This window comes from Pseudomonas sp. GW822-FHT02G04 (assembly GCF_058802085.1).
In genome coordinates this window covers 497,299-518,642 of the sequence record NZ_JBXANU010000001.1, presented here as the reverse complement: position 1 = coordinate 518,642, position 21,344 = coordinate 497,299, and the positions used below count along the sequence as shown (strand labels likewise).

21 protein-coding genes and 2 pseudogenes are annotated in these 21,344 nt (G+C 57.4%); 3 read left to right on the top strand and 20 right to left on the bottom strand.

The window, feature by feature from the left end:
- Nucleotides 1-45 precede the first annotated feature (45 nt).
- Nucleotides 46-1,164, top strand: a complete 1,119-nt coding sequence (locus AC1RO5_RS02375; protein ID WP_493172381.1) for an FAD-dependent monooxygenase — start codon at nt 46-48, stop codon at nt 1,162-1,164.
- Between the two features lie 62 nt (nt 1,165-1,226).
- On the opposite strand, the gene AC1RO5_RS02370 is transcribed toward AC1RO5_RS02375, so the two are convergent.
- The 6 genes from AC1RO5_RS02370 to AC1RO5_RS02345 all read right to left on the bottom strand — a co-directional run bounded on the left by AC1RO5_RS02370 (nt 1,227) and on the right by AC1RO5_RS02345 (nt 6,816).
- Nucleotides 1,227-1,832 carry an isochorismatase family protein gene (locus tag AC1RO5_RS02370; RefSeq protein ID WP_095966116.1) on the bottom strand — a complete coding sequence of 202 codons (606 nt, stop codon included), beginning with the start codon at nt 1,830-1,832 and terminating at the stop codon, nt 1,227-1,229.
- A 25-nt stretch (nt 1,833-1,857) separates the two neighbouring features.
- Nucleotides 1,858-2,592: a pirin family protein gene (locus AC1RO5_RS02365; RefSeq protein ID WP_493172378.1), complete on the bottom strand. Its 735-nt coding sequence runs from the start codon at nt 2,590-2,592 to the stop codon at nt 1,858-1,860.
- 83 nt (nt 2,593-2,675) lie between these two features.
- Nucleotides 2,676-3,620 carry an alpha/beta fold hydrolase gene (locus AC1RO5_RS02360; RefSeq protein ID WP_493172376.1) on the bottom strand — a complete coding sequence of 315 codons (945 nt, stop codon included), beginning with the start codon at nt 3,618-3,620 and terminating at the stop codon, nt 2,676-2,678.
- 161 nt (nt 3,621-3,781) lie between these two features.
- Nucleotides 3,782-4,729, bottom strand: a complete 948-nt coding sequence (locus AC1RO5_RS02355) for a SphA family protein (RefSeq protein ID WP_427624936.1) — start codon at nt 4,727-4,729, stop codon at nt 3,782-3,784.
- 172 nt (nt 4,730-4,901) lie between these two features.
- Complete coding sequence (locus tag AC1RO5_RS02350; protein WP_493172374.1) at nt 4,902-5,666, bottom strand: SDR family NAD(P)-dependent oxidoreductase; 765 nt, start codon at nt 5,664-5,666, stop codon at nt 4,902-4,904.
- A 253-nt stretch (nt 5,667-5,919) separates the two neighbouring features.
- Nucleotides 5,920-6,816 carry a LysR family transcriptional regulator gene (locus AC1RO5_RS02345; protein ID WP_493172372.1) on the bottom strand — a complete coding sequence of 299 codons (897 nt, stop codon included), beginning with the start codon at nt 6,814-6,816 and terminating at the stop codon, nt 5,920-5,922.
- Between the two features lie 103 nt (nt 6,817-6,919).
- Between AC1RO5_RS02345 and AC1RO5_RS02340 the strand changes: the two genes are divergently transcribed.
- Entirely contained in the window at nt 6,920-8,281 is a 1,362-nt protein-coding gene (locus AC1RO5_RS02340) for an MFS transporter (RefSeq protein WP_493172370.1), read from the top strand.
- Here AC1RO5_RS02340 and AC1RO5_RS02335 read toward each other — a convergent pair.
- Nucleotides 8,244-9,119 (bottom strand): LysR family transcriptional regulator, encoded by an 876-nt coding sequence (locus tag AC1RO5_RS02335; RefSeq protein WP_493172368.1) that lies wholly within the window; start codon nt 9,117-9,119, stop codon nt 8,244-8,246. The genes AC1RO5_RS02340 and AC1RO5_RS02335 overlap by 38 nt on opposite strands.
- A gap of 134 nt (nt 9,120-9,253) precedes the next feature.
- Here AC1RO5_RS02335 and AC1RO5_RS02330 point away from each other — a divergent pair, with 134 nt between their 5' ends.
- Nucleotides 9,254-10,192, top strand: coding sequence for a LysR family transcriptional regulator (locus tag AC1RO5_RS02330; RefSeq protein ID WP_008157133.1), 939 nt, complete (start codon nt 9,254-9,256; stop codon nt 10,190-10,192).
- Between the two features lie 70 nt (nt 10,193-10,262).
- Here AC1RO5_RS02330 and AC1RO5_RS02325 read toward each other — a convergent pair whose 3' ends face one another.
- The 13 genes and pseudogenes from AC1RO5_RS02325 to dmpE form a co-directional block, all read right to left on the bottom strand.
- Entirely contained in the window at nt 10,263-11,171 is a 909-nt protein-coding gene (locus AC1RO5_RS02325; RefSeq protein ID WP_007970773.1) for a LysR family transcriptional regulator, read from the bottom strand.
- Between the two features lie 103 nt (nt 11,172-11,274).
- Nucleotides 11,275-11,667, bottom strand: coding sequence for a nuclear transport factor 2 family protein (locus AC1RO5_RS02320; RefSeq protein WP_427624781.1), 393 nt, complete (start codon nt 11,665-11,667; stop codon nt 11,275-11,277).
- Between the two features lie 54 nt (nt 11,668-11,721).
- Complete coding sequence (locus tag AC1RO5_RS02315; protein WP_008049901.1) at nt 11,722-12,186, bottom strand: SRPBCC family protein; 465 nt, start codon at nt 12,184-12,186, stop codon at nt 11,722-11,724.
- Between the two features lie 74 nt (nt 12,187-12,260).
- Nucleotides 12,261-13,025: an SDR family oxidoreductase gene (locus AC1RO5_RS02310; protein WP_007985675.1), complete on the bottom strand. Its 765-nt coding sequence runs from the start codon at nt 13,023-13,025 to the stop codon at nt 12,261-12,263.
- A gap of 98 nt (nt 13,026-13,123) precedes the next feature.
- Nucleotides 13,124-13,771: pseudogene (gene dmpG, locus AC1RO5_RS02305) on the bottom strand (4-hydroxy-2-oxovalerate aldolase); the annotation flags it as partial.
- A gap of 141 nt (nt 13,772-13,912) precedes the next feature.
- The gene (gene gabD, locus AC1RO5_RS02300; RefSeq protein WP_493172364.1) at nt 13,913-15,355 is read right to left on the bottom strand and encodes an NADP-dependent succinate-semialdehyde dehydrogenase; all 1,443 of its coding nucleotides are present in this window, start codon (nt 15,353-15,355) and stop codon (nt 13,913-13,915) included.
- A gap of 39 nt (nt 15,356-15,394) precedes the next feature.
- Entirely contained in the window at nt 15,395-17,038 is a 1,644-nt protein-coding gene (locus AC1RO5_RS02295) for an acetolactate synthase large subunit (protein WP_007938271.1), read from the bottom strand.
- Between the two features lie 7 nt (nt 17,039-17,045).
- A pseudogene (locus AC1RO5_RS02290) lies at nt 17,046-17,397 on the bottom strand (LysR family transcriptional regulator); the annotation flags it as partial.
- 123 nt (nt 17,398-17,520) lie between these two features.
- On the bottom strand, nt 17,521-18,540 hold the full coding sequence (gene dmpG / locus AC1RO5_RS02285) for a 4-hydroxy-2-oxovalerate aldolase (RefSeq protein ID WP_310058277.1): 1,020 nt from the start codon (nt 18,538-18,540) through the stop codon (nt 17,521-17,523).
- A gap of 10 nt (nt 18,541-18,550) precedes the next feature.
- Complete coding sequence (locus AC1RO5_RS02280; RefSeq protein ID WP_095966100.1) at nt 18,551-19,489, bottom strand: acetaldehyde dehydrogenase (acetylating); 939 nt, start codon at nt 19,487-19,489, stop codon at nt 18,551-18,553.
- A 35-nt stretch (nt 19,490-19,524) separates the two neighbouring features.
- Nucleotides 19,525-19,725, bottom strand: a complete 201-nt coding sequence (locus tag AC1RO5_RS02275; protein ID WP_007971593.1) for a 2-hydroxymuconate tautomerase family protein — start codon at nt 19,723-19,725, stop codon at nt 19,525-19,527.
- Nucleotides 19,726-19,741: 16 nt separating this feature from the next.
- The gene (gene dmpH, locus AC1RO5_RS02270; protein WP_493172360.1) at nt 19,742-20,545 is read right to left on the bottom strand and encodes a 2-oxo-3-hexenedioate decarboxylase; all 804 of its coding nucleotides are present in this window, start codon (nt 20,543-20,545) and stop codon (nt 19,742-19,744) included.
- An 11-nt stretch (nt 20,546-20,556) separates the two neighbouring features.
- Nucleotides 20,557-21,339, bottom strand: coding sequence for a 2-oxopent-4-enoate hydratase (dmpE, locus tag AC1RO5_RS02265; RefSeq protein ID WP_493172358.1), 783 nt, complete (start codon nt 21,337-21,339; stop codon nt 20,557-20,559).
- Between the last annotated feature and the right edge of the window lie 5 nt (nt 21,340-21,344).

Genomic DNA, 21,344 nt, shown 5'->3' with positions numbered 1-21,344 from the left:
CTGGAATATTTTCAGGAATGTTGACGTTATGAGTGCTTACACGCGATGAACACCACGCACCCGGAAATCATTATTGTCGGCGGATCTCTTGCCGGCCTCACGCTGGCGCTCGCTTGCGCGACCAGGGGCGTGCCCGTTCGTGTTGTTGAGCGTTCCGTCGGGCGTGTACACGGTGGCGACAGCCTGAGTATCGATCTCGATGTGGTCGCGGCGACGGTTGGCCATGATCCCCGTGCTGCGCCCATCTTGCCCGTGGTACCCGCCTATCGCGAACTGACGACCTGGCCGGCGCTTTACAGCTGGCTACGGGACCGGGCTGTCGCAACACCCGGCATCGTCCTCGAAGAAGGCAACGCCGTCACCTCGGTCACAGACCTTGGCGATCGGGCACAACTCTCCTTTGCCGACGGAACCCAGAGGGTTGCCGCCGCGGTGATCGGTGCGGACGGATATCGCAGCATCGTTCGCCAGGCAATCACGCCCGACGCACCGCTTGCCCGCTACGCCGGTTATCTGGTGTGGCGTGGACTGGTCGAGGAGCGAACGCTGACGCGTCCCGTCCCCTGGCCATCGGACGGCGGCCTATGGATTGAGTTCGTGGGCGGATATCGTCTGGTTGCTGCAGTACTTCCTGGTCGCGACGGCTCGATGGAGCCAGGTCAGCGTCAAGTCACATTCGCGTGGTTCGATGTGCATCAAGAGGCATTGCTCCGTAGCACCGGCTGCCTGACCGCCGATGGCCACATCGTGGGCACACTCGGACGCGGGACGATTGATGAAGACGTGAGGTCTGGCTTGGTCGCCCAGGTCCCTCAGGTCTGGCCTGAGATGTGGGCGGAGGCAGTGACAGTCGGCGTGCGCTCAGCGAATGTGTTGAGCGGCGCTCCGATTGCAGAGTACAAACCGCAGCGGTTGGCACGTGGCGCAATGGCCACCATCGGGGACGCTGCCCACGTCGTTTCACCGATGACCGGGCGCGGCTTTTTGACCGGCGTGGAAGATGCGGCAGTGCTGGCTCGGATGCTCGCAGACCGAAGCGCAGACGAACCCGTTGCCGCCGTGTTGGCCCGCTATGAAGCAGCACGATTGCCCTTCGTCCGCGGGTTGGTTACCCATTCAAACCGGATCAGCGCCGAATATCTTCGTTATGCGGCAGTGAACTGATCTGAGAACTGTCGCGTTGCCCGAAGAGCCATGCGCTTCGAGCAACGTGACGGGATCGTGGTTTACTGGATGCCAGCACCCAAGGCTGGGAATACATCGGTGAACAACAAGCCAATCAGCTGCTGTCCGGTAGGTGTAGACCAATCCTGTCCGATCTCTGCCATGAGCGTATTGGTGGCGGTGAGCACGACGCCGGCATCGTGCATTCGTTGACGAGCGAATTCTTCGGAAAGATCGCTGGGCGAACCCGAAGCATCCAGTACGGCCTGCACGGCAAAGCCTTCGAGCGCAGCATCGATTGCCGGAAAGATAAGACAAACGTCAGTGGTCACACCGGCCATGATCAGATGCTTACGCCCAGTGGCGAGCACTGCATCGTGGAAGTCGGCGTATTCCCAGGCGTTGACCACACCGGGACGCTTGATCCGTGCCGCGTGCGCTTCTGGGAGTATCGCGGCGATTTCCGGAAGAATCGGGCCCTGGGCTTGATCTTCCTGGCTGGACGTAATCACGACCGGCATGTTGAGGATCTTCGCCATCTTGGCCAGTGCAATCGACTGCTTGGCGGCAAACTCACGGTCGATGTTTTTGATCAGTTGCATCGTGCCGACCTGATGGTCGATCAGCAACAACGCGGCGTTCTCTGCAGTGAATCGTACGGCAGCCATAGTACAAATCCTCGTTTCGTTGGGTTCAAACAAAGGGTAGCGGAGGTCCGCTGAACAGCACGACGTTGGCACTGCCCTGCGGGGCTCTCAACTTGACCTCGCGTGGAGTATTTTGCGCCGGGAACACCGGAAGCTTGAGGTCCTCGCGATTGAAGCGCTGGGCCTCCACCTCCACCGTGCCGTCGATTGGCATGGCAAACATGCAGTGGCCTGCGGCAATAGACACACTCAGCTCGGCACCCTCCTCCAGAGAGATGTCGAGCATCGTTACCTCAGTCGGTGGACTCAGCGGGGAGCGTATCTCACGATAGCTCCCCAACGGCACCCGCACCTTGGCACCTGGCTCCTGCATGACTGGCACATCCTGCGCTTCGAGTATCAGCGGGAACGGAGCGATGTCCCTGTTCGACGGAGCGAGAGCGACGAAGATCTGCAGTCCGTGAACCTTTTTGCCGGTTTCGACCGGAACCTCTTCGTGCACCACGCCACGGCCGGCGGTAGTCCAGTGCAGGCCGCCCGGTTGAATCACGTTCTGGGTACCGATCGAGTCACGGTTGGCCATGCCCGTCTCGGAATCGGGAAGCAGGTAGGACACCGCCGAAATGCCGGCATGCTGGTGTGGCCCAAAGGTCGGCGCGTCCATCCAGTAGTGGTCGACCCCGATGAAGGGGGAGATCAATTCTGCCTCGGTGCGCAGACCAAAACCGTGGAAATGGCCGCCGAGGTTGGCGCGACTAAGCGGGGCGATAACGACAGACATGACAGCAGCCTCTGGTACTGGTGGTGTCGTTCAATGCGCAATAATGAGTGTAGCCCCACCATCTCTCACCGAACGGCAATTGGTCATCGTGCATAGGGCGCGAAAAACGCCTCAAACGCAGCCAGCAATGTCTCCGGGCGTTCTTCCGCCGGATAGTGACCGCAATCCGCAATGACCACGGATTCGACATTCGATGCGACCGTGCGCAACTCGGCTTCAACGCTGTCGCCACAGGCAAGCGCACCCGAAAATGCCAACACCGGTAAGGTCACGCGCGTTGCTTTGCGCTGTTGGTTCTGTGGAATCGACTGATCGATTGCGCGGTAATAGTCGAAGCTGGCCCGCAGGGCTTGTGGATCGCGCTTGAGTTGTTCGATGTAGAAGTCGATCGCGTAACGAGGTACCGCCTCTGGCGACCCTGCTTTCGTCGCGAACTGGTGACCGAAGTAGAGTTCTTCGCGACCACTGACCAGTTGCTCGTTGATGCCCAGCGCCCGATTGAAGTTGAAATGCCAGAGAAAATCACTGAGCCAGCGCTGCTCAGGCAGCAAAGGCGGAGAGTCCGATAAGCCTGGAATAAGCGCCTCGCCCAGCGCAATGCGCTCGATTCGGGCGGGTTGATCGTGTGCCATGGCATAACCGGTCCACATGCCGATGTCATGGCCGGCCATGGCAAAAGACTCATGCCCCAAGGCGTCCATTAGCGCAAACATGTCTTGGGCCAAGGTCCTTGAGTCATAACCCTCCTGCGCTTTTTCCGAGAGCCCGACACCCCGCGGATCGACAGCGATCACGGTGAACGTGCGAGCCAGCGGCTGCATCAGGTAACGCCACGCAAACCAGTTTTGCGGCCAGCCCCCAAGCAGTAGCAACGGCTTGCCCTGCCCGCCAATGACGGCGTGCAGTTTCACGCCGTTGGCCGCGATCTCGTAGCTTTCGAAGACGTCAGTAAAACCGGTTGGCAGCTTGGGTACGTCGTGCACGGAGCCGAAGCCGCTCAGCGTTTTGAAGTGTTCCTTTTGCAGCATCCCAAAGCCCGCCTGATTGATCTAATCACCAGACCATAAATGAGGCACCAGAGACTGACTAGACAGGAAAATCACCAAGGACTGTTGTGCTGATGCACCAATCACGGCGCAAGGGCCACGACTGGCGCCCCTGCTTCGCAGATGTGGCCAATAGACCAGGCTTAAAAACGCACGACCGCCTGGAGCCAGAGTCGCTCGCCGCGGGCCCGGTTTTCGACAAGCGTTTCATGCTGCCACTTCATCAGTACGCCAAATTTGGGGGTTTGATATTTCACAACAGGGCCATAAGCAACGACTTGACCTCGATTGCCGTCCTCCCACACCGACTCACCGTGACGCTCATCATCGCTCACCTGCTTGTACAAATACCCACTGACCCCAACCTGCCAATTTTTGTTCAAGCTGTAGCCAAGATGATAGTCAGCATTAATCTCGCGCCCCGACCGGTAATCAGTCGCACGATTTTTGTCGTTTATCATGTAGAGAATCTTGGCGCTTATCTCCACCTCGTCTATCGGGTTCGCCGTGAAGGAGTACCACGGCGAGTAGGACCACACGTTGGTTCCCACATTGAACAGCCGATCCTTGTCATACGAAGCGGTGGGTGCATAAAAATCCACACCCAGCATCTGATGGAAACGTGGAGAACTCCAACCCAGAAACAGTGGAGTAAACGCCAGATCGGCGAAGCCTTCATCCTTGCCACTGTTGCGGACACGCCCTTGGGGCGTTTCGGTATAAAAACTCACCTGCCCTTTTATGTAGGGCAAGGCTGCACGACTGGCCAGTGTTGCGCCCCATAAGGTGTAGTCGGAATAAACGTAGTCCAGGCATACCGCGAGTGACTGGTAACTGAGGTTGAAGTCCTCAATCCCGGCCATGCTGCGCCCATAGGCCCCCTTTAGTTCAGTCGACTCGTAAGCAGAACTGTAAAAAAAGGTGGTTAACCCTGGTGGTGGCATTCGCCCAGCCAATACGGTGTCAAGACCAAGTGGGTAAGCAGTTCCGTTGTTTTCGGTAGCGTGAGTTTGGGCACACGTCAGCAGCATGGCCGCCGTGCAGAGCAAGGGAGAACGTTTGCTGAGCCGCAAAGTTTTTACGCGCAACATAAGGATGATCTCGTATGGATTATTATTTTGATTACGAAGATTCATGCGAACAAACAGAACAAACAGAACAACAGGGCCTGCCTCTAAGGGGTGTTTATTATTTGCAAGGCAATAGAGCCCCTCCTTGTTTCAGGCAGACCAGTTGAATAATCAAACTTAATGTCAGGTAGAGTTACCAGGCAGTGGTACCACCATCGACCCGAATATCAGTACCCGTAATGAAAGAGCTTTCATCAGAGGCTAGGAATAAAGCAGTGGCCGCAACTTCTTCGGGCTTACCCAAACGCCCCAGCATCACTTTGCCCACCATCGTTTCAGCCCACTCGGGATCCTGCAGCAACGGGATTGTTTGCTTGGACTCAATCAACCCAGGGGAAATGCTGTTGGCGCGCAAGCCATGGACCCGGCCTTCCAGCGCCAGTTGGCGAGTCATGGAAAGCACGGTTCCTTTGGCCGCGCTGTGCGCGATTCCGGGGAGCATGCGGTAGGTCGACCATGCCGAAACCGACGCTGTGTTAATGATGGAAGCACCCGGGGACTTGATTAACTCCGGCCAGGCTGCACGCACGAGATGGAAAACCAGATTCAGTTCCTGATCGATTGTTCGATGCCAGTCCTCGTTTGATATCTGATCAATCCAACCAAAATAGGCCATCGCCGCATTATTGAATAACACATCGACGCGCCTGTATTCCGAAACCGCCAATTCAACTAACCGGGTGCAGTTGGCAGGATCCGTCAAGTCACAATTGTTTAATGAAACCATCTCCCCACCCATGGACTTCACGGCATCAACTGTCTCCTGAGCCGCCTCATGATAGATGTCACACCCCACTACTTTGGCACCTTGCTGTGCGAACATTAACGCTGCCGCTCGCCCCATTGACCCGCCAGTGCCTGTAATAATGCAAACTTTACCCTGCAGACGATGACTCATAAGCACTCCGTTATTCTTGCTTGTTTTTATAAGAACAGATCTTGCAATAACACACCCGATCAGTCGCGGTGGTTAATGAGTTGCCGAACTGTAGGTAGACCACTACTTATTGACTAGGCACGGAAATCACCAAGGACTGTTGCTCTCAAGCAACAATCGCGGTGAGGGGGTCTAAAGGGAGAAGACAGGCGGGGTTGAAAAATTCAAGTTGCGGTTATATTCGGGTTCTTACCACTCCGGTTTGTCGGGCACGTCACCCATTGAATACCGACATGATCAATCGCCTTAGCCAGACACTTCTAGGCGCTTCGTGAAAGCGTGCATGCCAGTACTGCTTGAGGTCGTAGCGTGGAATGTCCACGGGAGGCTCGACCATTCGCACGTTCAGATTATGCGTGTACATGTTGGCAACGGTCCGGGGCAACACCACGATCAAATCAGAGCGTTCGATGATCGATGGCACACTCATGTAGTGAGACGTCTGCAGCACGATGTTGCGGTGGATACCTGCTTTGGTCAGGTGGGCTTCGAACATTTCCTGGCGACGACTGCCATCACGGACCTGCAGATGCTCCAGCCTGCTGAAATCCTCCAGGGACAGGCGCTCCCCTGCCAGAGGGTGATTGAGGCGGATCAGACAGACCAGGTCATGAGAGAACAACCGCTGCTGATAGATGTTGGGGGTTGTGAGGTCGGGAAAATAGCCAAGCACCGCATCGACCCGGCCTTCATGCAGGTTCTCCACAAGCTCATCAGGTGCCAGACTGACAGTTCGAATGCGCGTATTCGGCGCCGCGCTGCGCAGGCTCTGGAATAGCGCAGGTAGAAAGACCACTTCACCCACTTCGCTCAGGCAAAAGACGAACTCCTGGTCGCTGGTAGCAGGGTCGAAGGTCGGGCCGCTGAGGATGTCCCGGTCGATGATTTCGATCACTTCGCGGGTGCGCTCAATGATGCCTTGCGCCCGTGGCGTCGCCTCCATCACGTTACCCGAGCGAATGAACAGTGGGTCTCCCAGCGAGTGGCGCAAGCGGGCCAGTGCAGCACTGGTTGCGGGTTGGCTCATGCCTAACCGCTTTGCCGCCGCGGTGACATTGCCGGTTTCATAAACGGCTAGCAGGACGCGGAGCAAGTTGAGGTCGGTGCGCATAGGTATAACAAAACCAGATAGTTTGAATAATTAGAATTGGCTTCCTTTATTTAAAGCGCTTGGCGACGATCACGTCCAGATAAAAAAAATAAAAGGTAGCCGCATGAACCCTGACAACGCCCGAATTGGCGAGATCATCGACAGCGCGAAGATCTCGCCCTACCAGATCGTCATCCTTGCCTTGTGCTTCCTCATCGTCCTGGTGGATGGTTTCGATACCGCAGCCATTGGTTACATCGCCCCGTCGCTGCGCGAAGAATGGGGTCTGTTGCCTGCCCAGTTGTCACCGGTTTTCGGGACTGGATTATTCGGCCTGATGGTCGGCAGCCTGATACTGGGGCCAGTCGCCGATGCCATCGGGCGCAAAAGCGTTTTACTGATTTCAGTGCTGGTGTTTGGTCTCGCCACCCTGGCCAGCGCCTACACCCAATCGATCGAGTCGCTTACGATTCTGCGCTTCATCACCGGCATCGGCCTGGGTGGTGCGATGCCGGCGTGCATTGCCTTGAGCGCCGAATACTCCCCCGCCCGCCGGCGCATGATCATGGTGACCTTGAGTTGGAGTGGCTTCACCGCTGGCCTGGCCTTGGGCGGCATGCTCGCCGCGCACATGATTCCTGCATTCGGCTGGCGTTCTGTGCTCGTACTGGGTGGCGTCATGCCGCTGGCGCTACTGCCACTGTTGGCTTGGTTAATGCCCGAGTCGGTTCGGTTCATGGCGTCCTCGGGCAAGCACGCCGACGCCTTGCGCCGGGTGGTCGAACGCATCACCCGAAAAAGCTGGAGCGGTGTAACGATCCTCGATAACGAACGCCCGGCCCACGTCAGGTCGCCGATCTCTCATTTGTTCATCAACGGTCGGTTGGTCCGCACACTGCTGCTGTGGGTGACCTTCTTCTGCTCGCTCTTTGTGTTTTATCTGCTGACCAGTTGGCTGCCTACCCTGCTCAAAGAGGCCGGCTACGATATCGCTTACGCTTCGCGTATTGGCGCCATGGTGCCGCTGGGCGGTACCGTCGGCGCCATTCTCATGGCCCTGCTGATGGATCGCGTCGGTCCCTACCCTGTGCTGACCCTCTCGTACTCGGTGACGGCTGTGGTCATTGCTGTCACGGGCTATCTGATGGGTGATCCCTATCAGCTGGCCGCCATGGTATTTCTCATCGGATTCGGTGTAGCCGGTGCTCAAAACGGACTCAACCTGGTGTCAGCCACCTTGTACCCCACCGCCGCCCGAGTGACCGGGGTGAGTTGGGCAATGGCCGTTGGCCGCTGCGGTTCAATTGTCGGCTCGATGCTGGGCGCCTGGTTTATCTCCACGGCGGGCACATCACAGGTCTTCTTCCATTGGCTGGCGCTTCCCGTGCTGATCGGCGCAACAGCCATTGGTGGTCTTTATTGGCTGAGCACTCGACGGAACCCGACAGTCAAGCCTGCTCAAGTTGCTCACGCAGAAACTCAATGAAACGTTGAGTTTTTGCGGGCAAAAGGCGGGTTTCAGTGAGGGCATACACCGGGATCGGATTGGCGTGCCATTGGGGCAGTACCGGTTGCAGCAAGCCAGTGCGCAGATCGTCCGCGGCAATGCCTTCAGGCAGCAGCGCTATCCCCAGATCCAGTGTCGCCAATCGCCGAAGCATCCCGACGCTATTGAGTTGAAACCGTCCACCCACCTCGATTTCCACCACTTCGCCTGCATGGGAGAGCTGCCACTTGCCAGCCTTTCTCAGTCGCAGGCATTCGTGGTTTATCAGCTCAGCCGGATGGCTGGGCTCTCCATTGAGTTCCAGATAGCGAGGCGAGGCATATAAACGACGAGAGAGGGTCGCCAGCCTGCGTGCAATCAGATTCGAATCTGCCGGCTCGCCCATGCGGATAACCACATCGACGGGTTCGCTGACCAGGTCGACCTGGCGCGGCGTGAGGTCGAATTCAAAGCTGATGCCGGGGTACCGTCGGGCGAATTCAGCAATGAGCGGTGCCAGGTAAATGTTGGCGAAATCCACCGGCAGTGACGCGCGCAAAAGGCCGCTTGGATGCGCGAGCATTTCACCCAGCTGCTCGTGCGCCAGCCGCGCCTCGTCAACGATTCGCTTGCACCGGTCAAAGTACAACTGCCCCGCCTCGGTCAATTCGATCTTGCGCGTGGTGCGATTTAACAGTCTCAAGCCAATGGCCTTTTCAAGCCCGCTGATGCGTCGCGACAAGGTCGAATTCGGCATCGCCATCGCTTCTGCGGCTTTGCGAAAACTGTGGGCTTTGACGACCTCGACGAACAACGCCATGTCGTTCAGAAGTTCCATGTTGATTGCTCCATCAGTGGATCAGTCATTTCAATTGTAGCTAGTTTATCCCGCATCCAGTTTGATCAATGATGGTTACATCAGCCTTTGCCGTTAACGGTTGCTCAACGGCCCCCGCAGGAGAGCGTCACTGCATGAAAGACCTTAATGACCTTTATTACTTCGTACTGGTGGTCAAACATGGAGGTTTCTCGGCAGCGGCACGGGCAACGGGCATTGAAAAAACGTTGCTCAGTCGTCATATCGCGGATCTTGAATTGCGAATGGGGGCCAGGCTGTTACATCGCACAACGCGCCAGGTTTCGCTGACCGAAGCCGGCCATCATTTCTTTACGCTCAGCCAACCCGTTGTCGAGGGTGCGCATACCGCCTATGAAAGCGTGGAGCATCTTCGACGGGAACCCGTCGGGTTGGTACGGTTGAGCTGTCCTCAGGTGATGGCGCAGAGTTATTTAGCTCCCCTGCTGCCTGGGTACATGGAAAAGTATCCGAAGGTGCGGCTTGAGTTGAATGCTGTAGATCGAGAGGTCGACCTCTTTGAAGAGCGCTTTGACGTGGCCTTGCGATCGCGTGCCCGGATTGAAGAAACGGCCGGGTTGGTCGCAAAGGAATTAGGGGCAACCAGGCAGATTCTGGTCGCAAGCCCGCGCTTTCTCGATCGTGTCGGGCGACCTGCCACGATCCAGGCCCTGTCGGACATCGAGACGCTTTCTCGTCCTGGTGACATCCATGACGGCGTCGGCCGATGGTTCCTCAGCAGTTCGTCAGGTGAGGAGCTGCTGGTCAGCCATCAGCCACGTCTGATCTTCGATGATCTACGCATGCAACTGGAGGCCGCCGTCAATGGATTGGGCGTCGCGTTGTTGCCGGAACCCATAGCTGCAGCCTCTGTTCGCGCGAAGGCCCTGGAAGTCGTTATCCCCTCCTGGACCGGTGCAACGCATATCATCCATCTGCTCTACCCCAAACCGAAAGGGATGTTGCCATCCGTTCGCAGCTTGATCGATTACCTGAGCCTCCATTTACCCCAAAGCATCCAGGAACGAAGCATCACCATTGAGCGAGTCGCTTGATAAAGGGACAAGCGCCCCGCGCGTTCATGTTTTGAGGTCAGGGAAGATGGCTGCGGCTTGGTGAGAACGACTATTGCCAGGCTGATTGTTGGCTGCGCAGTACCTGACCGACCATTTCTCTCAACCACTTGTTCTGAGGGTCTCGGTGAAATCGGTCATGCCAGTACAGATCAATCTCGAACGAGGGTATTTGCAGGGGCAGAGGGTGTATGACGAGAGGATAAAAGCGCGCCAGGGTTTTACCCAGGGAAATGGGCAGCGTCCATATCATGTCGGTATCCAGCAGCAAGTGCGGAGCGGACAAGAACTGAGGGGTGCGCATTTTAATGCAGTCTCTGCCGCCCGCATCGACCAAAGCACGCTCCAGTGCCTGGTGACCGCCACCACCTGACTCCACCAACAAATGCTCACTGGCGACAAAGGCTTCGAGGCTCAAGCCGCGATGTGCCAAGGGGTGGTCTTTGCGCATGGCGCAGACGTAATACTGAGAAATAACAGGCGTACGGTGAATGTCAGTCTGAAGGGTCGGCAAAAAGCCGAGCGCCAGGTCGATTCTGCCAGTGGACAGGCCATTGAGCGTCTCATCCATCCCACCCACGACGGTGTGTATTCGAGCTTGAGGTGCAACCCTGGACAATTCGCTCAAGATGGGCGGCAAACAAACGACCTCGCCAATGTCGCGCATTCTAAAGACGAATGATTTTTCACAATTTTTCGGATCGAACACCGGCATTTGGCTTCCTGCCTCCCTGACCATCGCAAGGGAGGCCAACAGTCGCGGCGCGATATGGACACAAAACGGCGTCGGCTCCATTCGGCGACCGACCAGCGTAAACAACCTGTCTCCATAATCGTTTCGCAACCGCTTGAGCGAACCGCTGACGGCAGCCTGCGTAACACCCAGATTCTGCGCCGCAATGGAGGCTGAGTGGTCTCGCCACAACGCCTCAAAGGTATAGAGCAGATTCAAATCCTTCATCGAAATGCCTTGACTGAAATTCGCAAACCAAAACACTGCACTCGCCAGCAAAGCGGCGTGGGCTTCGACCGGCGAGTGCAGCTCAACTGGCACTCATGTATGGTTATGCAGACGCTTGGATAACATTACCAGCAGATACGCTGCTGAACAGGGGCGAAATATCAATGTGAATTCGATAATCATTGATCAATCGGGAAGCATTGAAGTGAACAACGACACAACAAGGAACATTGATAATCGTGCCGTCATGCTGGGTGTAATAGGTATCAAAACGCATGATTGTCGTGTTGCCCTCGCTCCACACGCCTTGAAGAATGTGTTCCAGCGAGGCTATTTGGGTAAAAAATGACTCAATCGCCGCCCTGACACCCTCTTTCCCCACTACTTCCGGGGAATTGCCAAACCGAAACACGACGTCATCGGTCAGATAACTCAAAAAACCTTCGACCGACATCCGATCGACACTTTCAAACATACCTGTCAATTCATGGTTCATTGCACGCCTCATTTCTTGTTTTTGTTTTTTCATTTCTGGTCGCTGCGGTGAATCTTATGCCGCTTTGCTGACCTTGTTACGGATGGCTTGCAGGGTGGATCGTACGGCGCTCAGGTAGGACGTCTGCATGCCGGTTGAGAACTCGACTTCCTTCTCGCTGCCCGCCGGTACGCCCGGCAGGGAGAAATCGAAGGAGAAGCGCAGGAACAGTTCGCCATCCTCTTCCTCGATGACGTTCTTGATCAGACCACGGGCATTACCGGAGAGGCGCACGAACTCGACTTGCTGCTCTTCAGTAAGAAGGACCATTTCCTGAAGGCGCTCACCGTAAAGCACCACTTCGCGGATAAAGGTATTGCCCTGGTCCTCAACGACATTACATTCGGTAATGGCATCAACGAACGGCACCGCATTGCGAGCCTTGCTCACCAACCCTTCCCATACCTGGCTGCGGTTCAGGTTCACACCGCCCGACTCCTCAGGGGCATTGACTTTCAAGCGACGACTTACATTGATCATGGGGTACTCCGGGGTTTCAGGTTCAAAAGTGACCGACTCCCTGTCGAGCGTCAGGGACAGTCTGTCAGGGGGTCTCAAACGGTGAGATAACCACCGTCTACGGCCATTGCCGTACCGGTCACAAAACTGGCGTCATCGGACAGCAGCCATAGCGCAGCCTTGGCGATTTCTTCCGGTTTTCCGAAACGACCGATAGGGTGTCGTTCGCGCAATGCAGCGAACTGTTTGGCAAAATTGGGCTCTTCGCTCGCACGCACGATCATTGGCGTTTCGATGATCCCTGGCATGATTGCGTTGACCCGGATGTTGAGGGTGCCATAGTCGACGGCCGCAGCCTTGGTCAAACCGACCACTCCATGCTTGGCAGCGATATAGTCCGAGGCAGCGGCAATCGCTACCGAGCCCAGGGATGAAGCGGTGTTCACGATGGCGCCACCGCCACTGTTCAACATGGCCCGGATCTGATGCTTCATGCAGTAGAAAACACCGGTCAGGTCGATGCGGATAATGCGATCCCACGCCGCAGACGAAATTTCATGCAGAGGCAAATTGCTTTGCTCGACCCCTGCATTGTTGAACGCGCCATGCAGACGGCCAAATCGAGTGACGACATCATCGACTGCTGCGGCCACAGCGTCTTCGTCGGTAACGTCGCAGATGATTGAATAAGCCTTGCCACCGGCAGCCGTGACAGCGCTGGCGGTTTCTTCGATGCCTAGGGCATCGCGATCAAGCAGCACAACTCTGGCGCCCGCTTTGGCAAAAGCCAGTGCGGAAGCACGGCCAATACCGCCTGAGGCGCCAGTGACAATGATGTTCCGGTCGTCAAGGTTGCTCATATCCACACTCTCGTTTTGTAATGCCACTTACTGTATTTACCGGGGCAACGATCGGGAATCCCGTAAAACCACCAAAGACTGTTGCGTTGTTGCACCAATTAGCGGCGGGTCAAATCCAGCGCCACATCGACGATCATGTCCTCTTGCCCACCGACCATTTTTCGCCGACCCAATTCGACCAGGATGTCGACGGTACGCAACCCGTAGCGCTGGGCAGCCGCTTCGGCATGGCGAAGAAAGCTGGAGTAAACGCCTGCATAACCCAGCGCCAGCGTCTCGCGATCAACACCCACTGGACGGTCCTGAAGGGGGGCGATGTCATCGGCGACATCCATCAGGGTGTAAAGATCGGTGCCATGGTTCCAGCCCATTTGCTCGGCAGCGGCGATGAACACCTCCAATGGTGTGTTGCCTGCACCGGCCCCCATTCCAGCCAGACTGGCGTCAACGCGATCACAACCCTGACCACCGCGACGATGGAGTTGGCAACGGCCAAGCTCAGGTTGTGGTGGGCATGGATACCCGTCTTCGCATGGAGGGCGAGAACATTTTTCAACGCCCGGAATCAGTCGCGCACGTCGCCCATATTCAGCCCCCCCGGAGTCGACCACATAGATGCAGTTAGCACCGTAGCTTTCCATCAGCTTGCCCTGCTGCCCCACCCCTTGGGAGGGCTACATATGGCTCATCATCAAGAAGCCAACCACATCCATGTCCAGCTTTCGTGCGTATCCGTTGGTCCTACGCCCACTTCCATTGAAAATCGGGGTGGCTTGTAGCCGCAGAGCGATAGCTTCAGTGATATGAAAGGACAGAAGAAAAAATCGGAGCCGGACTCGCCGGCCCCATTCCTTTCAGTCAATCAGACTAATAAGGTTGAAAACCTATTACACGCTCAAACACAGATACTTGATTTCCAGATAGTCTTCGATGCCGTACTTGGAGCCTTCACGGCCCAGGCCCGAGGCCTTGATGCCGCCGAACGGCGCGACTTCGTTGGAGATCAACCCCGTGTTGACGCCGACCATGCCGTATTCCAGGGCTTCCGCCACGCGGAATACACGGCCCAGGTCGCGAGCATAGAAGTACGAAGCCAGACCGAACTCGGTGTCGTTGGACATCGCGATCACCTCGGCTTCGTCTTTGAAGCGGAACAGTGGAGCCAGTGGGCCGAAGGTTTCTTCCTTGGCCACGGCAGCGTTGTTCGGCACGTTGGTCAGGATGGTCGGTTCGAAGAAGTTACCTTCCATCGACTTGCCGCCGGACAGCACGGTGGCGCCTTTGGAAACGGCGTCAGCAATGTGCTCTTGCACCTTGGCCACGGCTTTTTCGTCGATCAGCGGGCCAGTGGTGGTGCCTGCTTCCAGACCGTTACCGATCTTGAGCTTGGCCACGGCCACTTTCAGCTTCTCGGCGAACGCATCGTAGACCGAATCCTGAATGTACAGGCGGTTGGCGCAGACGCAGGTCTGACCGTTGTTGCGGTATTTGGAAATGATCGCGCCTTCGACGGCCTTATCCAGGTCCGCGTCGTCGAACACGATGAACGGCGCGTTGCCGCCCAATTCCAGCGAGACTTTCTTGATGTCCTTGGCGCACTCGGTCATCAATTGACGACCGATTTCGGTCGAACCGGTGAAGGACAGTTTGCGCACGATCGGGTTGCCGGTCAGCTCGCTGCCGATATCGCCGGCGCTGCCAGTCACCACACTGAACACACCGTTTGGAATACCGGCACGCTGGGCCAGTTCAGCCAGGGCGAACGCCGAAAACGGGGTTTGCGAAGCCGGCTTGAGCACCATGGTGCAACCAGCGGCCAGGGCCGGGCCGGCTTTACGGGTGATCATCGCGGCCGGGAAGTTCCACGGAGTAATCGCAGCTGTCACGCCGATCGGCTGCTTGATCACGATCAGGCGCTTGTCTGGCTGGTGACCCGGAATCACGTCACCGTAGACGCGCTTGGCCTCTTCGGCGAACCACTCGATAAAGGAAGCGGCATAAACGATCTCGCCCTTGGCTTCAGCCAATGGCTTGCCCTGCTCCAGGGTCATCAGGCGAGCCAGGTCGTCCTGGCTTTCGATGATCAGTTCGAACCATCGACGCAGCTTGTTCGCGCGCTCCTTGGCGGTCAGGCCACGCCAGGCCGGCAGCGCTTTGTCAGCGGCTTCGATTGCACGGCGGGTTTCGGCAGCGCCCATTTTCGGCACGGTGCCCAGAATTTCGCCCGTTGCCGGGTTGTTGACCTTGATCGTCTGACCATTGTCCGCATCGACCCACGCGCCATCGATGAAGGCTTGCTGGCGGAACAACTGGGTGTCTTTAAGCTGCATCACGCTTCCTTTTCTGAATGGGGGTTGGCGAGCGTTGGTTTAAACCAACGCGCTACGTCTTTTAAGCTCATGGTTCAGAATGAAATCGTTCTCGGAATAATCCACCGGGCAATCGATAACGTGAACACCCGGCTCACTGATGCAGCGCTGCAGTAGCGGCAAGAAGCCTTCGGCGCTTTCCACCCGGTGGCCCTTGGCACCATAGCTTCGCGCATACATGACGAAATCCGGGTTGCCGTAGTCCAGACCAAAATCAGTGAACCCCATGTTGGACTGCTTCCAACGGATCATGCCGTAGCCATCATCGCGTAGGATGATGACCGTCAGGTTCATCTTCAAACGTACGGCGGTTTCCAGCTCCTGGCTGTTCATCATGAAGCCGCCGTCACCGCACACAGCGACCACAGGACGATCCGGATAGACCAAATGTGAAGCCATCGCCGAAGGCAGGCCCGCACCCATCGTTGCCAAGGCATTGTCTAACAGTACGGTGTTGGGTTTATGTGCCTTGTAGTTGCGCGCGAACCAGATTTTGTAGATGCCGTTATCCAGAGCCACGATGCCTTCGGAGGGCATGGCACGACGCACGTCGGCGACAAAGCGCTGCGGGTAGATCGGGAAACGGTTGTCGTCCGCGCCCTCAATCACTTGGGCCTCGTTGGATTCACGGATCGTCATAAGGCGGGTGAAGTCCCAGTGTGAAGTGTCATTCAAGGATTCGCCGATCTGCCAAACAGCATTGGCGATATCGCCGATCACTTCGACCTGTGGGAAGTACACCGGATCGACCTCGGCGGAGCGGAAGTTGATGTGGATGACTTCGGTGCCGCCACGGACCATGAAAAATGGCGGTTTCTCAATCACGTCGTGGCCAATGTTTACGATCAGATCAGCCGCCTCGACAGCACGGTGCACGAAGTCGCCGGAAGACAGTGCGGCATTGCCAAGGAAGCGTGGATGACGCTCATCTACCACACCTTTGCCCATCTGAGTGGTGACAAAAGGGATGCCGGTCTTGTCGATCAGTTGCTTGAGTACCTTGGCAGTCATCTTGCGATTGGCGCCGGCACCAATCACCAGGATCGGGCTACGGGCTGTCTGCAATTTCTCGACTGCGGCCTCGATGGCCTTGTGTTCGGCCAGCGGGCGACGATGCAGGCTCGGAGGAATTGGCCGGCTTTCGGTCTGCTCCGCGGCGATGTCCTCGGGAAGTTCAAGATGAACCGCTCCGGGCTTCTCTTCCTCAGCAAGGCGGAAGGCTTCACGCACACGCGAGGGAATGTTGTCAGCGGACGCCAACTGGTGGGTGTACTTGGTCAGCGGTTGCATCATCCCAACAACATCAAGAATCTGGAAACGGCCCTGCTTGGACTTTTTGATTGGCTTCTGCCCGGTAATCATGAGCATTGGCATTCCACCCAAGTAGGCATAGGCGCCAGCAGTGACCAGGTTCGTAGCGCCAGGGCCAAGGGTCGATAAGCTGACTCCCGTTTTGCCGGTTAACCGGCCATAGGTTGCCGCCATGAAACCAGCCGATTGCTCATGTCGAGTGAGAACGAGCCGGATGTTGGAGCGCCTGAGTGATTCAAGTAAATCCAGGTTCTCTTCACCAGGAATCCCGAACACGAACTCTACGCCCTCATTCTCGAGGCACTGCACTACGACGTCTGAAGCCTTGAGCATTTCACTCTCCTCTAAAATCATGTGTCCGCGCTTGAGGTGCAACTTTGGACAATTCGCTTACGATGGCGGGGAACCTAACGACTTCGCCAACGTTTCGGATCAAACACCGGCATTTGGCTTCCAGCCTCCCTGACCATCGCAAGGGAGGCCAACAGTCGCGGCGCGATGTGGACACAAAACGGTGTGGTTTCCATTCGGCGACCTACCAGAGTAAACAACCTGTCACCTTAGTCGTTTCGTAACCGCTTGGGCGCCCCGCTGACGGCTGCCTGCGTAACACCCAGATTCTGCGCCGCTATTGAAGCGGAGTGGTCTCGCCACAACGCTTCAAAGGTATAGAGCAGATTTAGATCTTTCATCACAGCGCCCTGACTGACATTCAGAAACCAAAACACTGCACTTGCCAGCAAAGCGACGTGGGCTTCGACCGGCAGGTGCAGTAAAACTGGAATTCTTTAGTGTTATGCGGACGCGTGGATAACTCAACGTCGTGTCAGGTCCAGTGCCACATCGACGATCATGTCCTCTTGCCCACCGACCATTTTTCGCCGTCCCAATTCGACCAGGATGTCGACGGTACGCAACCCGTAGCGCTGGGCCGCCGCTTCGGCATGACGCAGGAAGCTGGAGTAAACGCCTGCATAACCCAGCGCCAGCGTCTCGCGATCTACCCGCACCGGACGGTCCTGCAGCGGACGGATGATGTCATCGGCGGCATCCATCAAGGTGTAGAGGTCGGTGCCATGATTCCAGCCCAGTCGCTCGGCGGCAGCGATGAACACCTCCAATGGCGCGTTGCCCGCCCCCGCCCCCATGCCAGCCAGGCTGGCGTCAATGCGGTCACAGCCCTCTTCCACCGCGACGATGGAGTTAGCCACGCCCAGGCTTAAGTTGTGGTGGGCGTGCATGCCGGTTTCGGTTTCCGGCTTGAGCACCGCCTTGAACGCACGGAAACGCTCGCGGACGTCCTGCATGTTCATCGCCCCACCGGAGTCGGCCATGTACACGCAGGTCGCGCCGTAGCTCTCCATCAACTTGGCTTGGGCGGCCAACTGCTCGGCCGGAATCATGTGGCTCATCATCAGGAAACCGACGGTGTCCATGCCCAGCTCGCGGGCATATTCGATGTGCTGTTTCGACACATCGGCCTCGGTGCAATGAGTGGCGATGCGCACCACCCGGGCACCGGCGTTGTAGGCTGCTTTCAGGTCATGCACGGTGCCGATGCCGGGCAACAACAAGGTAGTGATCTTGGCGTGGTTGATCACGTCGGCGGCGGCTTCGATCCATTCCAGATCGGTGTGGGCGGCGAAGCCGTAGTTGAAGCTCGACCCTTGCAGGCCATCACCGTGCGCCACTTCGATCGAATCGACCTTGGCTTTGTCCAAGGCGCGGGCGATGTCCTGCACGTTCTGCAGCGAATACTGGTGACGAATCGCGTGGCTGCCGTCGCGCAGGGTGACGTCGGAGATGTAGAGTTTTTTGCCGGGATTGAAAGTCATGTCGGTCTCCTCAGGCGTTGAGCATCGACTGCGCCATGCGCTCGGCGGTGGCCAAGGCAGCGGAAGTCATGATGTCGAGGTTGCCGGCATAGGCTGGCAGGTAGTGGGCGGCACCTTCGACTTCGAGGAACACTGAGGTTTTGAGACCGGAGAACTTGCCAAGACCCGGTATGTTCAGTGGTGCGTCTTCAGGGATGACGTCGAACTGGACTTTTTGCTTGAGGCGATAGCCCGGCACATAGGCCTGTACGGCGGCCGCCATCTCTTCGATGGAGGCCTCGACCAGTGTCTGATCAGCGGCTTCGGACAGCACAAACACCGTGTCACGCATCATCAGCGGCGGTTCGGCCGGGTTCATCACGATGATCGCCTTGCCCTTGGCTGCGCCGCCGATCGCTTCGATAGCCTTGGAGGTGGTTTCGGTGAATTCGTCGATGTTGGCACGAGTGCCGGGACCCGCGGACTTGCTGGCGATCGAGGCAACGATTTCGGCGTAGTGCACCTTGGCCACGCGTGATACCGCTGCGACCATGGGGATGGTCGCCTGGCCACCGCAGGTGACCATGTTGACGTTGAGTTGGCCGAGATTCTGTTCCAGATTGACCACCGGCACGCAATACGGGCCGATGGCTGCAGGTGTCAGGTCGATCAGACGGATGCCGGGTTTGATCGAGCGCAGGAAGGCGTCGTTCTTCACGTGGGCGCCAGCCGAGGTGGCATCGAAGACGAAATCGATGTCCTTGAATTCGTCCATGCGGGTCAGGCCTTCAACACCTTCATGGGTCACCGCCACGCCCATGCGTTGGGCGCGGGCCAAACCATCAGAGGTCGGGTCGATGCCGACCATAGCGGCCATTTTCAGGTGCTTGCCGTGACGCAAAATCTTGATCATCAGGTCAGTGCCGATGTTGCCCGAGCCGATGATTGCGACGCTGATTGGATTGCTCATTGTTATTGTGTCCTGTCGTTGCACACAGCCTGGGATCAGGCGTTACCACGCCGGCGTTCGGCAAGGGTCTTGCCACCCGCAGCCCACTGGGTTTCGGGAATCTCTTGAAGCAGCACGCGTACGCTATCTACGGGCACATCGAGGCTTTGCGCGATGGCCTGGGTGACGTTGAGCAACAGTGCATGCTTCTTCTCTTCACTGCGTCCTTCGGCGAGGTGGATCATGGCGATAGGCATGGTCGATAGCTCCGGATCAACGCTGGCTGGACGAAGTGAAGCGCATGGAGACGCTGCCCAAATGCTGGTAGCGGACGGTGATGTTGTCCCCGGCAGCAACGGCAATGGCCTCGGTGATGCCACCGGTCATGATGAAGCAGCCCGCCGGCAGTTCACGCCCCTTGGCACCGAGCATGTTGGCCAGCATTGCGACGCTCTGCGCCGGATGCCCGAGCACCGCGGCGCCGGCACCGGTGGCGACTACTTCGCCGTTCTTTTCCAGCACCACACCCAGGCATTTAAGGTCAATGCCCTGCACGCCACTCATTTGTCCGCCGGTGACGAAGCGTGCCGAAGAGGTGTTATCGGCAATCACGCTCTTGAGATCGAAGCGGAAGTTCTCGTAGCGCGAGTCGATCACTTCGACCGCCGGCAGGATGAAATCGGTGGCAGCCAATACGTCGCCAACATGGATGCCCGGGCCCTTGAGCGGATACTTGAGGACGAAGGCGATCTCGGCCTCGACCTTGGGATGGATCAAGCCGTCAACATCGATAGCCGCGCCGTCCAGGCAAGAACCGTAGTCCGTGAGGAAGCCGTGGATCGGGTCAGTGACCCCCATTTGCTTCATCTTCGCGAAAGAAGTCAGGCCCATTTTCAGGCCGGCAATTCGTACACCGCGGGACTCCTTGCGCTGGCGAATGGCGTCCTGAATCGCATAGGCGTCTTCCCAGTCCATGTCCGGGTGGGCGTCGGTGATCTTGGCCACCGGCTCACGGTTGAGCTCGGCGTTTTCCAGGTGTTCGGCCAGTTGGGCGATAGTGCTTGCAGAGAGATTCATAAGGGTTTCCTTCAAACGAAACGAACGGAGGCCGAGCCGATACCGCCCAGGCTGATGCGCAATTGATCACCCGCCTTAACCGGCACCATGGCGGCCAGTGAACCGGAGAGGATGACTTCGCCCTTGTTGAGGCCGATGCCCAGTTGGCCGAGTTTGTTGGCCAGCCAGGCCACGGCATTCGCCGGATGGCCGAGGGCTGCGGCGCCCGCGCCGGTCGCGACCACTTCACCATTCTTTTCCAGGGTCATGCCGACACAGGCCAGGTCGACGTCACGCGGGGCCACGCCCTGCCCGCCCAGGACGAAAGCCCCGGCCGAGGCGTTGTCGGCAACGGTGTCCTGGATGCGGATTTTCCAGTCACGGATGCGCGAATCGACAATCTCGAAGCACGGCATCACATAGGCGGTAGCGCGCAGCACATCGGCGACGGTAATGCCCGGGCCGCGCAGGTCTTCCTTGAGCACGAAAGCGATCTCGCCTTCGGCCTTGGGTGCGATCAAGCCGTCGATGGCGATAGCGGCGCCGTCGGCGTAAAGCATGTCCGAGAGCAGATGACCGAAGTCCGGTTGATCGACGCCGAGCATGTCCATCACCACTTTGCTGGTGACGCCGATCTTTTTTCCAATGATCCTTTGGCCATCGTCAAGACGTCGCTGAATCATCGACAGCTGCACCTGATAGGCCTGCTCCAGGGTCATGTCCGGATAGGTGTCAGTCAACGGTGCCAGAGCCTCGCAATTGCAGAGGGCCTGGTGCAGTTGGTGGCCGAGAACGTTAATCTCTTGCTTATTCATGAATA

Bases quoted from the DNA above. Each gene is read 5' to 3' on its own strand.
- AC1RO5_RS02375 (WP_493172381.1), top strand. From the start codon at position 46: ATGAACACCACGCACCCGGAAATCATTATTGTCGGCGGATCTCTTGCC.
- AC1RO5_RS02370 (WP_095966116.1), bottom strand. From the start codon at position 1,832: ATGGCTGCCGTACGATTCACTGCAGAGAACGCCGCGTTGTTGCTGATC.
- AC1RO5_RS02365 (WP_493172378.1), bottom strand. From the start codon at position 2,592: ATGTCTGTCGTTATCGCCCCGCTTAGTCGCGCCAACCTCGGCGGCCAT.
- AC1RO5_RS02360 (WP_493172376.1), bottom strand. From the start codon at position 3,620: ATGCTGCAAAAGGAACACTTCAAAACGCTGAGCGGCTTCGGCTCCGTG.
- AC1RO5_RS02355 (WP_427624936.1), bottom strand. From the start codon at position 4,729: ATGTTGCGCGTAAAAACTTTGCGGCTCAGCAAACGTTCTCCCTTGCTC.
- AC1RO5_RS02350 (WP_493172374.1), bottom strand. From the start codon at position 5,666: ATGAGTCATCGTCTGCAGGGTAAAGTTTGCATTATTACAGGCACTGGC.
- AC1RO5_RS02345 (WP_493172372.1), bottom strand. From the start codon at position 6,816: ATGCGCACCGACCTCAACTTGCTCCGCGTCCTGCTAGCCGTTTATGAA.
- AC1RO5_RS02340 (WP_493172370.1), top strand. From the start codon at position 6,920: ATGAACCCTGACAACGCCCGAATTGGCGAGATCATCGACAGCGCGAAG.
- AC1RO5_RS02335 (WP_493172368.1), bottom strand. From the start codon at position 9,119: ATGGAACTTCTGAACGACATGGCGTTGTTCGTCGAGGTCGTCAAAGCC.
- AC1RO5_RS02330 (WP_008157133.1), top strand. From the start codon at position 9,254: ATGAAAGACCTTAATGACCTTTATTACTTCGTACTGGTGGTCAAACAT.
- AC1RO5_RS02325 (WP_007970773.1), bottom strand. From the start codon at position 11,171: ATGAAGGATTTGAATCTGCTCTATACCTTTGAGGCGTTGTGGCGAGAC.
- AC1RO5_RS02320 (WP_427624781.1), bottom strand. From the start codon at position 11,667: ATGAACCATGAATTGACAGGTATGTTTGAAAGTGTCGATCGGATGTCG.
- AC1RO5_RS02315 (WP_008049901.1), bottom strand. From the start codon at position 12,186: ATGATCAATGTAAGTCGTCGCTTGAAAGTCAATGCCCCTGAGGAGTCG.
- AC1RO5_RS02310 (WP_007985675.1), bottom strand. From the start codon at position 13,025: ATGAGCAACCTTGACGACCGGAACATCATTGTCACTGGCGCCTCAGGC.
- gabD (WP_493172364.1), bottom strand. From the start codon at position 15,355: ATGCAGCTTAAAGACACCCAGTTGTTCCGCCAGCAAGCCTTCATCGAT.
- AC1RO5_RS02295 (WP_007938271.1), bottom strand. From the start codon at position 17,038: ATGCTCAAGGCTTCAGACGTCGTAGTGCAGTGCCTCGAGAATGAGGGC.
- dmpG (WP_310058277.1), bottom strand. From the start codon at position 18,540: ATGACTTTCAATCCCGGCAAAAAACTCTACATCTCCGACGTCACCCTG.
- AC1RO5_RS02280 (WP_095966100.1), bottom strand. From the start codon at position 19,489: ATGAGCAATCCAATCAGCGTCGCAATCATCGGCTCGGGCAACATCGGC.
- AC1RO5_RS02275 (WP_007971593.1), bottom strand. From the start codon at position 19,725: ATGCCTATCGCCATGATCCACCTCGCCGAAGGACGCAGTGAAGAGAAG.
- dmpH (WP_493172360.1), bottom strand. From the start codon at position 20,545: ATGAATCTCTCTGCAAGCACTATCGCCCAACTGGCCGAACACCTGGAA.
- dmpE (WP_493172358.1), bottom strand. From the start codon at position 21,339: ATGAATAAGCAAGAGATTAACGTTCTCGGCCACCAACTGCACCAGGCC.